Origin of the sequence: Pseudomonas rhizoryzae (assembly GCF_005250615.1) — a bacterium.
In the GTDB taxonomy this organism is placed as follows: domain Bacteria; phylum Pseudomonadota; class Gammaproteobacteria; order Pseudomonadales; family Pseudomonadaceae; genus Chryseomonas; species Chryseomonas rhizoryzae.
In genome coordinates this window covers 85,842-103,424 of the sequence record NZ_SULM01000008.1, presented here as the reverse complement: position 1 = coordinate 103,424, position 17,583 = coordinate 85,842, and the positions used below count along the sequence as shown (strand labels likewise).

13 protein-coding genes are annotated in these 17,583 nt (G+C 60.7%); 5 read left to right on the top strand and 8 right to left on the bottom strand.

What is annotated here, in order from left to right; all coding sequences use genetic code 11:
• Nucleotide 1 precedes the first annotated feature (1 nt).
• The 5 genes from FAZ11_RS14480 to FAZ11_RS14460 all read right to left on the bottom strand — a co-directional run bounded on the left by FAZ11_RS14480 (nucleotide 2) and on the right by FAZ11_RS14460 (nucleotide 7,362).
• The gene (locus FAZ11_RS14480) at nucleotides 2-814 is read right to left on the bottom strand and encodes a cell wall-binding repeat 2 family protein (protein ID WP_240043631.1); all 813 of its coding nucleotides are present in this window, start codon (nucleotides 812-814) and stop codon (nucleotides 2-4) included.
• 543 nt (nucleotides 815-1,357) lie between these two features.
• Nucleotides 1,358-2,752: a TolC family outer membrane protein gene (locus FAZ11_RS14475; protein ID WP_058772089.1), complete on the bottom strand. Its 1,395-nt coding sequence runs from the start codon at nucleotides 2,750-2,752 to the stop codon at nucleotides 1,358-1,360.
• 4 nt (nucleotides 2,753-2,756) lie between these two features.
• Nucleotides 2,757-4,079 carry an HlyD family type I secretion periplasmic adaptor subunit gene (locus FAZ11_RS14470; RefSeq protein WP_058766545.1) on the bottom strand — a complete coding sequence of 441 codons (1,323 nt, stop codon included), beginning with the start codon at nucleotides 4,077-4,079 and terminating at the stop codon, nucleotides 2,757-2,759.
• Complete coding sequence (locus tag FAZ11_RS14465) at nucleotides 4,079-5,842, bottom strand: type I secretion system permease/ATPase (protein WP_058766544.1); 1,764 nt, start codon at nucleotides 5,840-5,842, stop codon at nucleotides 4,079-4,081. Before FAZ11_RS14465 ends, FAZ11_RS14470 begins: the two co-directional genes overlap by 1 nt.
• A gap of 125 nt (nucleotides 5,843-5,967) precedes the next feature.
• A complete protein-coding gene (locus FAZ11_RS14460; protein ID WP_058772088.1) occupies nucleotides 5,968-7,362 on the bottom strand; it encodes a glycosyltransferase family 4 protein in 1,395 nt (464 codons plus the stop codon).
• Between the two features lie 357 nt (nucleotides 7,363-7,719).
• Here FAZ11_RS14460 and FAZ11_RS14455 point away from each other — a divergent pair, with 357 nt between their 5' ends.
• Nucleotides 7,720-8,889 (top strand): glycosyltransferase family 4 protein, encoded by a 1,170-nt coding sequence (locus tag FAZ11_RS14455; protein ID WP_058766542.1) that lies wholly within the window; start codon nucleotides 7,720-7,722, stop codon nucleotides 8,887-8,889.
• Nucleotides 8,886-10,385 (top strand): hypothetical protein, encoded by a 1,500-nt coding sequence (locus FAZ11_RS14450; protein ID WP_137279519.1) that lies wholly within the window; start codon nucleotides 8,886-8,888, stop codon nucleotides 10,383-10,385. The genes FAZ11_RS14455 and FAZ11_RS14450 overlap by 4 nt, the downstream gene beginning before the upstream one ends.
• Here FAZ11_RS14450 and FAZ11_RS14445 read toward each other — a convergent pair.
• Both FAZ11_RS14445 and FAZ11_RS14440 read right to left on the bottom strand, forming a co-directional pair.
• On the bottom strand, nucleotides 10,372-11,364 hold the full coding sequence (locus FAZ11_RS14445) for a hypothetical protein (protein WP_058772086.1): 993 nt from the start codon (nucleotides 11,362-11,364) through the stop codon (nucleotides 10,372-10,374). The two genes, FAZ11_RS14450 and FAZ11_RS14445, sit on opposite strands and share 14 nt — an antisense overlap.
• A gap of 8 nt (nucleotides 11,365-11,372) precedes the next feature.
• Complete coding sequence (locus FAZ11_RS14440; RefSeq protein WP_241667483.1) at nucleotides 11,373-12,818, bottom strand: MBOAT family O-acyltransferase; 1,446 nt, start codon at nucleotides 12,816-12,818, stop codon at nucleotides 11,373-11,375.
• A 95-nt stretch (nucleotides 12,819-12,913) separates the two neighbouring features.
• Between FAZ11_RS14440 and FAZ11_RS14435 the strand changes: the two genes are divergently transcribed.
• From FAZ11_RS14435 to FAZ11_RS14425, 3 genes are read left to right on the top strand one after another with little or no spacing between them, the layout of a single operon-like run.
• The gene (locus tag FAZ11_RS14435) at nucleotides 12,914-14,053 is read left to right on the top strand and encodes a glycosyltransferase (RefSeq protein ID WP_058772084.1); all 1,140 of its coding nucleotides are present in this window, start codon (nucleotides 12,914-12,916) and stop codon (nucleotides 14,051-14,053) included.
• 48 nt (nucleotides 14,054-14,101) lie between these two features.
• Nucleotides 14,102-14,482 (top strand): GtrA family protein, encoded by a 381-nt coding sequence (locus tag FAZ11_RS14430; RefSeq protein ID WP_058772083.1) that lies wholly within the window; start codon nucleotides 14,102-14,104, stop codon nucleotides 14,480-14,482.
• Nucleotides 14,479-15,444, top strand: coding sequence for a glycosyltransferase family 2 protein (locus FAZ11_RS14425; protein WP_058772082.1), 966 nt, complete (start codon nucleotides 14,479-14,481; stop codon nucleotides 15,442-15,444). Before FAZ11_RS14430 ends, FAZ11_RS14425 begins: the two co-directional genes overlap by 4 nt.
• A 91-nt stretch (nucleotides 15,445-15,535) precedes the next feature.
• Here FAZ11_RS14425 and FAZ11_RS14420 read toward each other — a convergent pair whose 3' ends face one another.
• Nucleotides 15,536-17,542, bottom strand: coding sequence for a DUF6311 domain-containing protein (locus FAZ11_RS14420; protein ID WP_058772081.1), 2,007 nt, complete (start codon nucleotides 17,540-17,542; stop codon nucleotides 15,536-15,538).
• Between the last annotated feature and the right edge of the window lie 41 nt (nucleotides 17,543-17,583).

The following is a 17,583-nucleotide window of genomic DNA, read 5'->3' as shown; positions in this document are numbered from 1 at the left end:
TCTAAGTCTCCTGGAGCGCTTCTTCATGAAAGGCGCTATGTGAACGGTGGTGGACAGGACCATCCCAGGGAGACTGGTAGCGACAAGCGTTCATCTCGACGCCAGGGTTGATCGATACGTGCAGCGCGGTCAGGAAGCCGTTTGCTGGAGCAACGCACTCCTGGCCGGGCAAAAGAGGTTGTGGAGCTAGACCGGCGAAGGCGGCCCAGGCGTTTAGCTGGTAGTCGGCCCGCCGGGGACCGATCAAGGCCATCGCGATCGCGGTGATGGGCAGGCTCTTGCCGACCGTGCCAAGAAAATTTCCGGTCGTGACCGCCGGCTGGAGAGCGCCCGCAATATGGCAGCTGTAGGCGAGATCGACGCCTTCAGGACGCCCTGGCCATTCGATACAGAAGCCCTCCAGGCGTTGCTCTGCCTGTGGCTCGCCGAGTGAGCCGCCCTGGGCGACCGCGCTGCCCTGTTGGAAGTGGCCGCTTATCTTGAGGGGAACGGCTGAAGACCGGGTCCTCTCGCTATCTGTGACAGGGCTATTCGCGGAGCGCCGCAAGATAGCCTCTGAGGTGTCGATCCTATCGATCCTGAGATCGACGGTGTGAGCCTTGGCACCTTCGAGCTGATACTCGGTAACGAGCAATGTCCCGCTGCCATTTTTCACCCGGATGATCAGGGTGTCGCCTAGCTGCGCCAAGGTATTGCGTACCACGCTCTCACCCGGGAAGAAGTCGACCGAGCTTTTCCCGATCAGGGCAGGTTGGAAGCTAACCAGGCAGGGCTGCTCGGGCACAGGCAAGGAAGCATAGCGAGCGATGTACATACCTGGCTCTAGGCTTAGCAAGCGGGTCTTGAAGGTAAAACCCCTCTGCTCCAACCCTTGCATAGCGCTCTCCACAGGCCAATGCCGATTTCAGAGCGGCCATTATGGCGCCATAAATGTGACACACATCACATTAATCACAACAGCAAGACTATCGGGCAACAATTAGTTACGAATGGTCATTTTTATTAAGACTTCCTTAGCTTCCGGCCTTGAAAGTACCGTCTTAGACGCCTAAAGAGACAGTTCAAGCATTCCTTTCGCGTGATAGGAACGCTCCAGAAATGGTGTTCTTCCACCATTGTCGTCGGCATAAAGAGGAGAGGACTTGACCGCTTGAGAATTCGGCCAGAGATAGCTCCGCTGAGCGTCAGGTGCAGAATTTACTGCCACCGCTTACTGCCGCCTGCCTGATCGCTCAGGTATCGCGACATCGCTCAGCAGATGCCAAGGAGGGAGGAAAAGAAAAACGGCCGATCCATCGCCATGATCGGCGCAAACGAGGCGAAGGCGCCAGGATGACGCCTTGTGAGGTAACGGACTTTAGCCCTGCTTGGCCTCTTCCGGCTTCAACCCGGTTTTACGCGTCTCATCCGGCTTGGGTACGCTCAACCAGGCATTGATCCGCTGGATATCGGCATCCTTGAAATCACCGCTCCACCGCAGCAGGACCAGTTGATTGGTGATGAAGTCATATTGAGCCCGAAGATAGTCGCGACGAGCACTGTATTCCTGGCGGACCGCATTGAGCACGTCTACCGCGGTAGACACGCCCAGAGAGAAGGACTTCTCGCTCGCTTCGCGTGACTTGATCGCCGAGTTCAGGGCATTACGCGAGGACTCGATCTTGCTCAGATTGGCAAAGCTTTTCAGGTAGGCGGTCTTGGTTTCCTTTACCACCTGCCGACGTACCGCTTCGTAGTCATCTTCTGCGGAATCGCGCGAACCATACAGACTGCGCGTCCGAGCGCTCACCGAGCCACCGCTGTAGAGGGGGATCTGCAGATTGAGGCTGGCCGAGTAGGTATCGACGACATTCGCAGCGATCACGTTCTCATAGGCAAAGTCACTGCGTTGGGCGCCGAATTGCAGGCTCAAGGTCGGCAAGTGGCCTGCCTTGGCTTCACTGACCGCATACTCAGCGGAGTTCAGCGCTTCCTGCTTGGCCTGCAACGCCGGATTGTGGACGACTGCCGACTGCACCCAGTCGGTTTCCGAACCCGGCAGCGCCGTGAACAGGGTGCGATCATCGATACGCTTGAGGGGCTGATAGATCTCATGCCCAACCAGTTCGGCCAAGGCCTCGCGCGTCACCTGGATCTGATTCTTGGCCTCGATCTCAGCGGTCTTCAGGCTGTCCACCCGCGCGGACAGTTGGAGCTTGTCGGTAATCGTTGCCAGTTGCCGATCGAACAGCGCCGAAACGCTATCGAGATTTCGCTGAGTCGCCTTGCGCTCGGCGGTGGCCAGCTCCAGCTCGTCTTCCGCCGCCAGGGCGGCGAAATAACGCTGGACCAGATCGGCGGCGGACTGGATACGGGTATCCTCCGCCAGCGAATGGTATTGCTTGGTCATTTCGGCGTATTTCTTAAAGCCGCGCCAGGCCGCCGGGTTGTACAACGCCTGGGTCAGACTCAGGTTGTAGGTCTGACCGTCGTAGAACAGCGTCTGGGGACCCTCTGTCCGCTTGATGCGACTGGTGGAAGCCCCCCCGCTCAGTTGCGGCAGCATCTGGCCGAAGGCGCTATCCTGCTGGCCCTGGCTGGCCTTGACCTGCGCATCCGCACCGCCGATCCGTGGATCGGATTCCATGGTCTGCCGATACAGTTGCCACAGGTCCAGATAGGCACCGGGGTCAGGCGAAGCGCCAGACGCAGCCTGGCCAACCAGTGGCCAGGCCAGAGCCAGCGCGAGGAGCAGCTTGGCGGGTTTACGCATCGCCTTACTCCTCGATCATCGAACGCGCCATGGCGTTGCGGGCGGGCTTGAGCAGATAGTTGAGCAACGTACGGGCGCCCGTATTGATCAGCACTTCGGCCGGCATGCCCGGTACCAGCTCACGTCGACCCAGGTCTTGCACACCCTTTTCGGTCAGGGCTACCCGAGCCAGATAGTAAGGCGCACCGGTTCGCTCATTGGTGAAACGGTCGGCGGAAATATAGACGACCTTACCTTCGAGGATCGGCGTGGTAGCGTTCTTGAAGGCGCTAAAGCGCACTTCGGCCAGCTTGCCCACTTCGATACGGTCGATGTCGTTCGGCTGTACCTCGACCTCGACCAGCAAGTCGGCACCGATCGGCACGATGTCCAGCAAATGGGTACCCGGAGCCACTACGCCGCCGATGGTATGCACGGCCAGGCCCATGACCATGCCGTCCACGGGTGCCCGGATCACCATACGGTTGACGAGATCCTGCAAGGCCCCTACCCGCTCGCGCAATTCATAGATACGCGATTGGGTCTCGGCCAACTTGTTGGCGACATCAGATTTGAATTTCTGGGTCGTCTGCAGGATCTGCAGTTTGGTTTCGCCAATCTGTACCTTGGCGCGAGCGATGGCGGATTGCTGATCGGCGATCTCCCCCTGCAAGCGCGAAAGGTTGCGCTCCTGGTCGCGCAGGCGCTCGTTATTGACGTAGCCCTGCTTGAGCAGCTCGCTCAGATCCTTGATTTCACTGCCGTAGGATTTCGAAAGGCCCTGCTTGCTCTGCATGATCGCCTCGAAACCACGGATCTGCTGCTCCAGCTCGGCGCTCTTGTTCTTGAGCACGTCAATCTCACCCAGGCGCGCATTGCGCTGCGCGATGAAGATCTGCCGCTCACTGTTGCGGGCTTCCTGGACACGCTTGTCGTCTTCGGGGAAGTCGCTGGGACCGAAGGTCACTTCATTGCGATCGTCGCGCTCGGCGATCAGCCGCGCCTCAAGGGCCTGGGCAGCGATCAGCTGACTGCGCGCCGCCTCCAACTGAGCCTTGGCCTGGGTATCGTCGAGGCGCATCAGCACATCACCGGCGTGCACGTGGTCACCGTCGTGAACCAGCAATTCCTTGACGATACCGCCCTCCAGGTGCTGGACAGTCTTGCGCGAACTCTTGACCGTGACGTAACCCTGGGCGAGCACGGCGCTGTCCAGCGGGGCGAAGCCAGCCCAGAGGCCACCCAGGCCAAACACGACGATCAGGATGATGAAACCGAGTCGACGGACCGGCTTGTCGGAAACCTTCAGGCCCTGGGCCTCGGCTTCAGCGAGATACAGGGGTTTCATCAGGCCATACCTCCCGATTGCTCATCGGCGCCATCAGTCTTGGGCAGGGATTCGGTTTCGGCAGCCGCCACAGGTGGCGTGGCGGGACGTCCCTGCAGTTGCGCCAGTACCTGGTCGCGCTGGCCGGACATGACGATCTGCCCCTCGTTCATCACGATGAGGTTGTCCACATAGGCCAGCACGCTGACCCGGTGCGTAACGATGAAGAGGGTCGCACCCGTCTGCTTCAAGCGCAGCAGCGCGGCGCCCAGCGCCTTTTCGCCCGCCTCGTCCAGATTGGAGTTCGGCTCGTCCAGGACCACGAGGCGCGGGTTGCCATAGACGGCGCGGGCGAGACCGATGCGCTGGCGCTGGCCACCCGAAAGCGCGCCGCTGTTGGCACCGATCATGGTGTCGTAACCCTGCGGCAGGCGCAGGATCATGTCATGCACGCCGGCCAGCTCAGCCGCCTCGACCACGGCCTTGGCATCCACCTGACCGAAACGGGCGATATTGTCGCTGATGGTGCCATCGAACAACTCGATGTCCTGGGGCAGGTAACCGATATAGGGCCCCAGTTCTTCACGCTTCCATTGGGCGATATCGGCGCCATCCAGCCGTACCTTGCCGCTTTGCGCTGGCCAGATACCGAGCAGAGCCCGCGCCAGGGTCGATTTACCGGCCGCACTAGCGCCCAGGATGCCGACCGAGGCACCGGCGGTGACATTGAAGGTGATGCCCTTGAGCACCGGCTGGAAGGCGCCAGGGGGCGTGAGAATCAGTTGCTCTACCGAGATATTGCCTTTCGGAACCGGCAAGGACATGCGCGGCGGCTCAGCCGGGACCTGACGCATCATCTCGTTCAGCCGTGAATACTGGCCACGCGCGGTGATGAAGCCCTTCCAGCTGCCGATCATCAGATCGATAGGTGCCAGCGCCCGACCCAGCAGCAAGGAGCCGGCGGTCATCAGACCCGGGGTGATCTGGTGGTCGATGACCAACCAGGCGCCCAGGCCGAGGATCAGCGACTGCAGCACCATCCGCATCGTCTTGGATAGGTTGCTCAGGGCACCGCCGTGCTCGCTGGCACGTGCCTGCAGGGCCAGAACGCTGGTGTTGCGCTGCCGCCACTGCTTGAAGAGGCTGGGCAGCATCCCCATGGACGCCACGACTTCGGCGTTGCGCAGGCTCTTGCTGGTGAACTGGGTCGCGCGGGCGTTTTCCTGGTTGGCCTCGGCCAGCCGCTTGCCGGTGAGCTTCTCGTTGGCATAGGCCAGGATCACCAGCAGGATGGCGCCGACCACGGTCAGCACCCCGAACAGGGGGTGGAAGAAATACATCACCGCGATGTAGATCGGCAGCCAGGGCGCATCGAAGAAGGCGAACAACCCCTGCCCGGTCAGGAATTGGCGCAGGCCGGTCAGATCATTGAGCGGCTGGGCCGAGGCATGGACGCCCCCGGTATAGAGTGCCTGCTTGAAACTGGCGTCATAGAGGCGCTCGTTGAGCATCAGATCCAGACGGGTCGATACCCGCACGAGAATGCGTGAGCGAATCCACTCCAGGGCACCGTAGGTCGCCATCAACAGCAGCATGATGAGCGTGAGCATCACGAGGGTGGTGATGCTGCTGCTGCTAAGGACCCGGTCATACACCTGGAGCATGTAGAAGGACGGGACCAACAGCAGCAGATTGATGAAGAGGCTGAAGAAGCCGACCGTCAGAAAGCTGCTCTTGCAGGCGATCAGTGCCTGCTCGAGATCTGTCTTGGGGGTGGATTGCATGCAGATACCAGCGAGAGGAACAGAGGGAACGAAACCGCAGGGTGCGGACTCTATCACAGGTTGTAGAGGGGTGTTTCCCTTGCCCGTGGAGTCCGCGATCCTACCCGATGACTGGAGGCGAAGCCTTAAGCCTGCCTTATCTCTGGCGTGGCGACGGCATCTGTCTCCAGCCGCTGCTGTTGCTGCAGGATGCCCTGTCGAGTGCGCTCCACCAGTTGCAGGGAAGCCTCATGCCAACCGACCCATGACCAGTCCTGCAACGGACGAGCGGCCGGAAAGAGATCCGCGGATTCGTAACGCTCCACCTGAGCCGCCAGCGATGCCGGATCGTCCAGGTCGAAATAGGCCATGAAATCACCGCCCACCTCGCGGAAAACGGGAATATCGCTGGCCATCGCCGGTAAGCCACGCTGCATGGCCTCTACCAGCGGCAGACCGAAACCTTCGACGTAGGAAGGAAAGACCAGCGAGCGGGCATGGGCATAGGCGTACTGGAGACTGGTGTCGTTGGCGCCGTTGAACATGAACAGCTGCCGCTGATACTGCGGATGGGTCTTGATCCGTTCGATCAGCGCTTCGGTCTTCCAGCCGACCTTGCCAATGATGCACAGCCTGACCTTCGCACCCTTGGCCCACAGCAGATCGAAGGCATCCAGCAGATAGCTGTGATTCTTGCGCGGTTCGATGGTACTGACCATCAGATAGACCGGCTCAGCGCCGTCGAACAGCTTTTTGACCTGAGGATCGCATTCGGCTCCGCTGCTGGTCAGATCGAGCTCGGAACCCAACTGGAAGTAGCCATGCCACTGACGCTCGGCGGCGGTCCCCAAACGCCGGCGTAACTCGGCCTCGACCTGCTGGCTGATGGTCTGGGAGATGGCCATGAAGCCATCCGCAGTACGGGCGATCCAATCGAACCACTCATCGAAGACCTTGACGAGATGGTTATCGCAGAACTGCGGATGCGTCAGGGGAATCAGGTCGTACATCACCGAAATGATGCCGACGCCACGCGCCTTGAGCGATTCGGCAAGGGCGAAGAAATCGGCATGCCATGACGAATCCAGCAGCACCAGTTGGTCACCGGGCTCGATGTCCAAGGGGACGGCGCGCTCGGGCTCTTCGCCTGCGCGGTAATCCCGCTCGCGCAGCATATTCAGTGGCCACTGGATGACCTTGCTGGTCGCGCGGCACGGCCAGTACCACAGGCGGCGCAGCAACAAGGAACGCTCGGCGAAGGGCAGTCTCTGTTCGACCCGGTCGTGCCAGCGCCAAAAACGATCTTGCAGGCGATCCAGACGACCGATCCAGTGCCGCCGACGGATACGTCCCTGATCGACCTCCAGCGGCTCCAGGCTGTTCACCCGATAAAGCTGATCGTGCTTCATCATCACAGGGATACATTCGACCGAAGGCTCCAGATGCGGAAGCTGCTTGATGACGTTCCGCACTACCCGCTGAATACCCGAATTATCGGAAGGGTGCTCGTAGACGTAGGTGCATTCGATCAATAGACGCATGGCAACTCGCAAATCCTCGCTAGACCCGCAGGGCAGGCTCGCCAGTGAAGGGCCGATAGCTGGCCGGATGAATGGTCGCCGAACCGAAGCGGCAGCGATGGCTGGCATTGCGGCCAGTAGGTACGAAATTGGCGGGCGATTATAAGGCGCATGGCACGGGACGCCCAGTCCGGTCGTCTCGGCAGCGCTAGGATGGCTCATAAAACCGCTACCAGACGTGGACTAATCGTGGTCAGCCCGGATAATGCCTGCCTTTGCATGAGGGCCAGGCCACCGGTACGTGCCGGCCACGCCATCCTGGCGAACGTCGCTGCTCATCAGCGATGCCTGCGTTCAACCAGAAGCTGTCGAGCAAACATGAAGGTCTTCGTCTCCATCAACGTCCTCAAGCCACCCATGACCGGCATTGGGCGCTATACGCTGCATTTGCTGGAACAGCTCATCGAGCACCCGGCGATTGAGGACATCAAGGCCTATGGTGACAACGGCCTTATGGATCGCGATGCCTTGCGCGAGAAGCTCAAGCAACTGGCTACCGGGGAGGCGCCGTCATCCACTCGATTGCGCTACGGCAGGCTGCGCCGGTGGCTCGGCTATCGTCCCTGGCTGCGGCGGCTTTATCGGGCGCGTTTGAACAGAGCCTTTCGCTCTTGGGGCGCGCAGTTGGATGGCTACATCTATTGGGAGCCAGGCTATTTCCTGCTGCCTTTTGACGGCCCCAGCGTCGCCACGCTCTATGACCTTTCGCACCTTCGTCATCCCGAACTGCATCCCCCCGCTCGCATCGACGAAATGCGGCGATTGATCCCCCATACCATCGCGACCGCCAGGCGATTGATCACGATCTCGGAGTTCATCCGTGATGACCTGGTCGATACCCTTCAGCTGAAAAAACCGGTCGATCTGGTAAGTCCCGGCATCGCCGCCGAGTTCTTCGCCATCACCGAGACCCAGCGCCGTGAGTGCCGTGAGCAACTGGGGCTTCCCCCGCAGTTCATTCTTTCCGTTGCAACGCTTGAGCCGCGCAAGAATCTCGCTCGATTGCTCAGGGCCTTCGAAAGCCTGCACTCGACGCTACGCCAGCGTTATCCCCTGGTCCTGGCCGGTGCACCCGGTTGGCACAACTCAGAGCTAGCCGAGCTAATGACCAGGCTGCAAGCCGCGGGTGAGTTGCTGTTCCTGGGCTATGTGGATCAACGCCATATCCCGGCCCTCTATGCCAACGCGACCCTCTTGGCTTATCCCTCTCTCTATGAGGGCTACGGCATGCCCATCGCCGAAGCCATGGCCTCCGGCTGCCCAGTCCTTACCTCGAAGGTCAGTTCGATGCCCGAGGTTGCAGGGGACGCCGCAGTACTGGTCGATCCGCTGGATGAATCGTCGATCGCCGCCGGGCTCAAGCGTCTGCTTGAGGATACAGACCTGCGCCACCAGCTGACCTTGGCGGGCAAAACCCGCACGCAGGGAATGACCTGGGCCAGTCGGACCGAGGACCTCGTTACCAGCCTTGCCGCGGCCACGTCTTGACTGCCCGCTCACCAGCGGCAATGCCGATACGAGAGGATGTGATGCCTGTTTTTCTGAAACGCAGCGACGTTTGGTACCTGCTGGGCTTCATCGCGCTATCCATAGTCTATGCCTGCTTCGCGACTCAGGTTCCGCTCAACTCCGATGCCGCCTCGGCGCTGCTCGAGGCCCGCGATATCGCGGCCGGCAACCTGCTGCTAAGTGGCTGGAACCTCTCCACGGTGTCCTTCTACTTCACCGAAGTCCTGCCCTATGCTGTCTTGATCAAAGTCTTCGGCTGGCATCTCGGCTGGGCCTATGTGGTCCCCGGCATGCTGTTGGCCGCCGTGGTCGTGGTTGCGGCGCGTCTCATCGTTCGCAAGCGTGGTCTCGCGGGCCTGCCATCCCTGGTGATCGTCGCCGCACCCGGCTTTTTCGCCAGTAATCTGCTGCTGGTGCCTTGCATCCACATGGGCGCCTATCTGGTGACCTTGCTGTCCTGGTGGCTGGTGGAGACCTACGAGGAGCACCAGGGTCGCTGGCGCCTCGTCCTGCTCACACTGTGCCTGGGGCTCGCCCTGTTCAGTGATGACATCGTTCGCTATGTCCTGCTCCTGCCGCTAGGCGCCGCGGTCCTGATCAAGGTGCGTCGTAACCCAAGGTTGTGGTGGGTCATCGCCAGCTGTATGGCGGCGGTACTCATGGCCAAACTCTTGGCCTTGCTCGTCAAAACCTTGGGTGGCTTTACCACACCGGGTTTGCCACCGTTACGCTTCGCCAGCTACACCACGTTTTGGCAGAACCTGGAGCTGACCTTGCAAGGCGTTCTGGCGTATTTCGACGCCGAGTTTTTCGATCAGCGTATCTTCTCCCGTGGCGGAATTACCAAGGTCTTCCATGCGGTAGTCGCCTTCGGTTTCTTCGGCTCGCTTTACTGGATCGCGAAGCAGCGGCGCGCAACGGACACGCTGAGCCTGGGTTGTCTGCTGGGCACCGCCATTCTGCTGGGCGCCTATGTGCTGAGTAATCTGCCGGTGAATTTGATGACTACCCGCTATCTGGTACCGGTCTTCATCCTCGGCGCCGTGGTACTGGGTCGTCACCTGCTGTCCCAGGGCAGTGTGGTCGCCCTGGGTAGCGGCGTCGCACTCGCCTACGCAGCCACCATTCTCGCGGTACCGAAGTGGGACTACGCGACAACCAATCGCAACTTTCCTCTTGCCCAGGCCTTGCTCGAGAATAACTTGAAAGACGGTTACGCCACGTTCTGGAATGCCGGCCTCAACGCCGTGGTTTCCAACATCGAAATATCCCCCGTCACCATCGGCGCGGAAGGCGCCAAGCCCTTCGACTGGCTATCCAAACCGGCCTGGGCCCACAACGGCGGGAGCTTTCTCATCTGCGATACCGAACAGCAGGTCATCCACGCCATTCATCAACTCGGTGTACCCGAACACCAGGAGAAGATCGATGGAAAATTCCTGTTGATCTGGAAGGGTCCCGTCAGCCTCCACTAGCCTTGGCGAAGCCACAGCGCCCTGCAGAAGACCGTAGCAGCTCGATCAGCCGTGCGGTATGTAGCTGCCGGGCTTCGGCCGTCAGGTGGTAGTTGGTATCGAAGAAATCATCGGTCGGATACATGAAGTCCAGCGGTCGTCCCAGGTAATTCAACCCGTGAGCACGAGCCTCCGCGGGTAGTCCTTCGTAGAAGGCCCGTTCGGCCGGGTCATCATGATAAGCCTGGCGATCCAGCATTGCGGGCGGCACGAACACGGCGCAGCCACCGGCCTTTTCCACCTCCTGTGCAAAGGCCTGCCAGAGTTTCCAGCTGCCGTTCAGGGCCGTCGCCTGGGCGCCGTAATGCTGGACCGGAGAATGGATAGCGCCCGCGAAAAGGTCCGGACTGCGCTCCTCCCGCCGACTCAGGGTCTGGTCGCCCCGCTCATCCAGGTGTTGCGCGCCGTAGAGGCCGGCCACCTGAAAACCTTGAGGCACGCCTCGATAGCCCTGTACCACACGCTCCAGCGGCGTCAGCGCCAGAAGCTTGGTCAACCGCCAGGGATTCAAGCCATAAATGACCGGATGGCTCAGCCAGTACTCCAGGTAAACCTGATTCACCTCGAACCGGTCGTGGTACAACGGATACTCCAGTGGCAGCACTACCCAGTCGCCTGGTTTTACCGCCTGCCGGGCGTAGATCAGCAGATAGGGGCTCAGGATGCCGGCATTGACCCCGAGATTGACCACTGGCCGGCCGAAGGCCTGCTCGAGCTGCGCTGAATCGATGCCGAACATGGCGCCTGACCCGGCGACCACCACAAGCTTGGGCTCCGGCAAGCTGGCAGCCCGGGCCAGCTTCTTGGCATAGGCCCCCTCTACCCAGAGGTTGTTGACGAACGGATGGCCGAGCTGGCCCGCGACCAGGGCCACCCAGGCCATGCCGAAGCCTAGACAGCCAAGCAGCACCCCCAGGAAGAAGCGACGGGAACGGCGCATGATGATCCCTAGAAGTTGAAGTAGAGAAAGGCCCGATCAGGGCGTGCCAGCATGGCCTTGGCCACAATCAGGAGCAGCAGGGCACACACCAGACCGCGCCAGAACGGTGACAACCGCAAGGCAAGATTCAGCGCTCGCGGTGCCACCACGCACACGCCCAGCAGCAGAGGCGCCGCCAGCCAGAGCGACTGATCGAGGTGCAGCGCGGAGGCTTCGACCAACAGCACACTCGGGCCGGGCAGACGTGGCCAGCTCCAGTGCGTCAGGGCGTCGAACATGGCCAAGGCATGCGTGAGGTCGATGGCGCGGAAGGGAATCCACACTAGCATCACCGCCACGAGCGTCAGAGCCCAGGCCAGGGGCGGCGGCAGGCGCCAGGGTGACAGCCAGCGCCAGGCGTGATTGAGGCAGAGCATGCCACCATGGGCGGCGCCCCACAGGACGAATTGCCAGCCCGCACCGTGCCAGAGGCCACCCAAGAGCATGGTGATCAACAGGCTCAGCCACTGCCGGCCGCGCCCATGGCGGCTACCCCCCAGGGGAATGTAGAGATAGTCGCGCAAGAAGCGCGACAGCGAGATGTGCCAGCGCCGCCAGAACTCGATGATCGAACGACTGCGATACGGGGAGCGAAAGTTGATGGGCAGGCGGATGCCAAACATCAACCCCAGCCCCACCGCCATGTCGGCATAGCCGGAGAAGTCGAAGTACAGTTGCAGGCCATAGCCGAAGGCGGCCAGCACAACCTGGGGCGCCGTCGGCTGAGTCAAGCCGAACAGGCCATCCACTCCGGGGGCCAGGCTATCGGCGAGCAACACCTTCTTGGCCAGGCCGAGCACGAACAGGGTCATCCCCAGCTGCCAGTGCCAGGGCCGAGTGGCGAAACCGCGCTCGATCTGTGGCAGCAGGCTGCTTGGACGACAGATGGGGCCGGCGATCAAATGCGGAAAGAAACTCACGCATAGCATGAAATCGAACAGCCGACCCGGCGCCGCCAGCCGTCCGCGATAGAGATCCACCTGCCAGGCGATCTGCTGGAAGGTATAGAAGGAAATCGCCAGGGGCAGCACCCAGTGGCCGGGCAGACTCCACCCCGCCATGCCCGCGAAGAACCCCAGGTACTTGTAGTAGGCCAGTAGTCCGAGGTTGAACGCCAAGGCCCCTACCAGCCAACGCCTGCTACGGTGCCGCCATACCTGCACGCCCAAGGCGTAATTGACCAGCAGGGAGACCAGCAGCAGAAAGAGGTAGCGCCAGTCCCAGACGGCATAGAACAACCAGGAGGCGCCCAGCAGAAAGAGCACCGTGCTCTGCCGTCGCTGCTGGCGCATCCAGAGAAAGCCCAGGAAGGCGAGCGGCAGGAAGATCAGCAAGAAGGCGAAGGAGCTGAAGACCATGGCGAAGGTGACGGCAGTTGGACGATGGCCGGACGGCGCTGGCGTGAAGCCGCGCACTCTAGCATGAAGCCAGCGCCGGTATGCGTCGGGGAGGCAAGCTGAACCCCATGTTAGACTGCGCGCCCCTCAGGCTGCCGTGGCGCAGGATCCGCATGCGTGTCCTCCATGTATTCAAAACCTACCTTCCCGATACCCATGGCGGTATCGAGCAGGTGATACGCCAGATGTGCGGTGCCACGCGCACGCTGGGGGTGAGCAATCGGATCCTGACGCTGAGCGAGCAGCCCTCCCCTGAGTTCATCGAGGTCGAGGGCATTCCGGTGCAACGGGTGCGCCAGGACGCCAATATCGCCTCCACCGGGCTGTCGCGGGCGGCCTTTGGCGCCTTTGCCAAGGCAGCGCGCGAGTGCGATGTCGTCCACTATCATTTCCCCTGGCCGTTCATGGACGTGCTGCAACTGGCGGTCCGGCCTGGCAAGCCCTATGTGGTCAGCTATCACTCCGATATCGTCAAGCAACGCCACCTGCTACGGCTCTATCGCCCCCTGCAACGCCACTTCCTGAGCCGGGCCAATCGGATCATCGTGGCTACCGAACCCTATCGCCGCAGCAGTCTCGAACTGCGCGGACTGGAGCCACGCACCGAGGTCATTCCCTACGGCCTCGATGAGGCCAGCTACCCACAGCCATCGGCGTCACGTCTCGAGCACTGGCGTGAGAGGCTGGGCACGCGCTTCCTGCTGTTCGTCGGCGTGTTGCGCTATTACAAGGGCCTGCATCTACTGCTCGAGGCACTGGCAGGATTGGACCAGCCCCTGGCCATCGTCGGCGATGGTCCGGAGCGCGCCGCTCTCGAGGCGCAGGCCCGCCGTCTGGGCTTGCACAATTGCCACTTCCTCGGGCGACTACCGCAGGAGGACGTCGCGGCGCTTTATACGCTGGCCGAGACCTTCGTCTTCCCCTCCCATCTGCGCTCGGAAGCCTTTGGCATGGCCTTGCTGGAAGCCGCCATGTATGGCAAACCACTGATCAGCTGCGACATAGGCTCAGGCATGAGCGAAATCAACCGGCATGAACTCACCGGGCTCGATGTAGCGCCCACCCCGGCCGCGTTACGCGAAGCGCTGCTGCGTCTTTGGCAAGCGCCAGAGGAACGGGCCCGCTTCGGTGCCGCCGCCCGAGCCCATTTCGAACAGCATTTCCAGGCCGACTCATTGGGCCAGCGGCTGGTCGCCGTGTACCGCCAGATAGCACCTGGGGTACAACCTGATGCTAATGACGTGTCCAGGTAGAAGCTGCCACCCACTCATCCTGTCGTCTATCCGAGGTGCTGGACTCTGATGTCTCTGCTGCAATTGCTCAACGATGATCGGCTACGTCCGCTGCGCTTCATCCTGGTAGGCGGGCTGGCTACCCTGGTCCATATCCTGGTGGCCGGAGCCCTGCTGGCCACCTTTTCACTCCAGCCCTACATCACCAATCTCGGCGCCTTTCTCGTGGCCTTCGGCGTGTCCTATTGTGGGCATCGCTACCTGACCTTCGCGCGCCAAGGCTCCATCGCAAGATTCTTCATCGTGGCGATCGCCGGCTTCGCGCTCAACAATCTGTTGCTGACCGGCTTACTCGCCCTGGGCCTATCCGCCTTCCTGGCGATCGTGGTGGCCACGGCGCTGGTTCCCGTCTTCAGCTATCTGGCATCTTCGCTTTGGGCTTTCCGATGAATACGACGCCGCAGCTTTCCCTGGTCATTCCGGTCTACAACGAGGAACTGGCCATCGGCCTGTTTCACGAGGCGGTCTGCCGCCATCCTGAACTCAGCCAGTTGGATCTGGAACTGGTCTTCGTCAACGATGGCAGCCGTGACGCCACGGCACAGCAGCTCGACCTGTTGCAGGCCCGTGACGAGCGCGTGGTGGTCCTGCATCTCTCGCGCAATTTCGGCAAGGAGGCAGCGCTCTTCGCTGGCATCGAGCATGCCCGCGGAGAGGCCGTGGTCCCCATCGATGTGGATCTGCAAGACCCCCTTGATGTGATACCACGACTGCTGGAACAGTGGCACGACGGCGCCGAGGTGGTGCTGGCCAAGCGTATCGACCGGAGCAGCGACAGCACCCTCAAGCGCTTTACCGCCGAATGCTTCTATCGCTTGCACAACCAGATCACCCACACGCCGATCGAAGAGAACGTCGGTGATTTCCGCTTGATGAGCCGCGAAGTCGTGGAGGCGATCAAGGAGATGCCCGAGCGCAACCTCTTCATGAAGGGCATCCTGTCTTGGGTGGGCTTCGAAACGCGCATCGTCGAGTACCAGCGCGCTGAACGCAGCGCCGGCACCAGCAAGTTCAACGGTTGGAAGTTGTGGAACCTGGCCTTGGAAGGCATCACGTCCTTCAGCACCCTACCCTTGCGGCTCTGGACCTATCTGGGTGGCGCCGTGGCACTCTTTGCCCTGGCCTATGCCGCGCTGATGGTCTTCGAAAAGCTGCTGTACGGTAACCCCGTGCCGGGCTATCCCTCGCTCATGACCGCCATCCTCTTCATTGGTGGCGTGCAATTGATCGGCATTGGCGTGCTTGGCGAGTACATCGGTCGCATCTATATCGAAAGCAAGCGTCGACCACGCTATGTGATCAAAAAAACGAAGTCGCGGGAAAACGATCCAGCAGAACGGTCACGGGATTGATCACCTCGGCCCGTCACCCGCTGGATTGAGCATTAGAGCGCCGGAGAGCGGGTCGATAATCAAGAGGCATGCCGGTTTCCCGGCCTTGCCGTCACTGTACCGATAGCTGTTCCAGACCGATGCCCAAGACCCGGCTATCGGTGCTCATACCGGCATCCCGGGGGGAGTGGGCATCCGGCAATTCGATCGTCAGCCGCGAGACCGGTTCGCCTGCCGGCGCGGCCCATTGCAACGAAACCTCGCCATTGCCATTGGCAGAGACCTCTCTCAGCACTCGGCCATCGACCTTGAAGATGAAGCGCTGCTGCGGTGTCTTCGCCGATAGAAACGTCCGGTAGCGCAGCTGTACCTGGGTGCTGGGCCCTTGGTTCCTGATCAACAGGGTACTGCGCTTGCCTGAACTCCAGACGCCGAAGTCTTCCGGGACCGACCACCCACCGATCAGGGCATAGCGACGCTTCGAGCCTTGGTCGAGCGGCAGCGGCGTGCAGCCCTCACAGCCTTGCAAACCCGGCGCGAGGACGTTCAGGCCATCGATCTTGAACAATCTGTCGCCTGGCCTCGGGCTGACCATGCCCAGCAATCCATCCTTGACGACATAGAGCGTATCGCTGGCATAGCGCCCTGCGGCCAAGGCCTCCATGTCGCTCAGATTCATGGCATCGACCTTGCTCTTGCTGACGCGGGCCAGGCACACGGAGTTGGTCGCCAGATCAGCCTGGTCGGCCTCGAAACCCAGGGCCAGGCGTTGATCGCAGTCATTAGTGAAAGGGACGTATCTCAGCGTCTTATAGGCGTGCAGCCCGTCTCGCCAGAAGCTGTTGGTAAGTCGCGCCGTCACGTCCGGCATATGGAAGAAATAGAATCTATCCCTGGCAAACCCTTTACTGATGTCAGCTACTTGCAGGACGACTGCCACCGACAGAATGGCAATGGCCATGTTCTTGCTGCGGGATTTCAGGGTCAGATAAATCAGCCCTATTACGACCAGATAGGTGATGGGCCAATAGAAACGAGATGATCCCCGGAAGATGGACAGGGCATCCAGCACACGCCCCGGCAGAGGCAGTACCCAGTGCTTATCGCCCCACTGAATATTGTAGGTAGTCGCAATGGCGAAGCAGGCGCCCACGGCAATAAGAAGGCAGATCGATACCGTACTCCAACGGACTGTACCTAGTCGCCGAAATAGCTCTACCGCGTTGATGGCAATCAGGAAAAAAACGCCGAGTCCCCAATAGTTCAAGGTCTCGAAATTTCCTGCCCCCAGATTGAATCGGTCGAAGAGATAGGACCACCCGCCCGACATGAAAGGGCTGAGCAGACTCGAGTTGTAGGTACCGTAACCACCGGCGATCGACACGTCTTTGACCGTGAAATAGCCGAAGACGTACAGGACTCCATAGGTTCCAGCCAGAATGCAAATAGCCTCCAGTGCTGCCGCTCGATAGCCAGTCTTTCGGGTCCAGACCCTGGAAAACAGCTGAGCGCCCCAGAAGATCAACACCATCATCGCCAGATAGAAGTGGATGACGCAGGCCAGAGCAATGAGTCCGCCCCATTTAATGGCGATTCTTCGACAATCCTTGGCGAGGCAGAGGTAGATGGCCAACAGGATGAGGAAATGGGCCATGAGATTGATATGGCCGACCCGGTTCAGCCAGGCCGGGCAGAACAGGATCAGGCAGATACCCAGCGTTCTTAATACAAGGCTGTCCGTATAGAGCGACAGGATCTTCCAGGACACCACCGCACTGAGCATGCAGCAGGCCAATAGCCATAGCCCAAAGTACTGAAAATTTTGGGGCAACAGCGCAGAGAAGACCTTGAATACCACGGCGAGCAGTGGATTGGCATCTGCATAGACGATGGAACCTGCTATCTCCAGACCATAGCGTGGGTTCAGTCCTATGATGGGGAAGGTCCACGGCGAGTCGCGAAAGTAATCCCAACCCAGATAGCTTTGCAGCATATCTCCATGGCTGAGCCATTCGAGCTGCAGCGGATTGGCCACGTTCAAGCCAAAGATGGCCCAGAAAAAGCCGAAGCCCAGCAATGCCGGGAGTAAATAGCCGATCCGTTCCTGATACCTGTTCATGCCTTCACTGTCCCTGACTTTACGGTTATCTGCGTCCTGAC

Coding starts and splice junctions, on each gene's coding strand:
- FAZ11_RS14460 (WP_058772088.1), bottom strand. CDS start 7,362: ATGCGTCTATTGATCGAATGCACCTACGTCTACGAGCACCCTTCCGAT.
- FAZ11_RS14470 (WP_058766545.1), bottom strand. CDS start 4,079: ATGAAACCCCTGTATCTCGCTGAAGCCGAGGCCCAGGGCCTGAAGGTT.
- FAZ11_RS14420 (WP_058772081.1), bottom strand. CDS start 17,542: ATGAACAGGTATCAGGAACGGATCGGCTATTTACTCCCGGCATTGCTG.
- FAZ11_RS14455 (WP_058766542.1), top strand. CDS start 7,720: ATGAAGGTCTTCGTCTCCATCAACGTCCTCAAGCCACCCATGACCGGC.
- FAZ11_RS14425 (WP_058772082.1), top strand. CDS start 14,479: ATGAATACGACGCCGCAGCTTTCCCTGGTCATTCCGGTCTACAACGAG.
- FAZ11_RS14480 (WP_240043631.1), bottom strand. CDS start 814: ATGTACATCGCTCGCTATGCTTCCTTGCCTGTGCCCGAGCAGCCCTGC.
- FAZ11_RS14465 (WP_058766544.1), bottom strand. CDS start 5,842: ATGCAATCCACCCCCAAGACAGATCTCGAGCAGGCACTGATCGCCTGC.
- FAZ11_RS14445 (WP_058772086.1), bottom strand. CDS start 11,364: ATGCGCCGTTCCCGTCGCTTCTTCCTGGGGGTGCTGCTTGGCTGTCTA.
- FAZ11_RS14475 (WP_058772089.1), bottom strand. CDS start 2,752: ATGCGTAAACCCGCCAAGCTGCTCCTCGCGCTGGCTCTGGCCTGGCCA.
- FAZ11_RS14430 (WP_058772083.1), top strand. CDS start 14,102: ATGTCTCTGCTGCAATTGCTCAACGATGATCGGCTACGTCCGCTGCGC.
- FAZ11_RS14435 (WP_058772084.1), top strand. CDS start 12,914: ATGCGTGTCCTCCATGTATTCAAAACCTACCTTCCCGATACCCATGGC.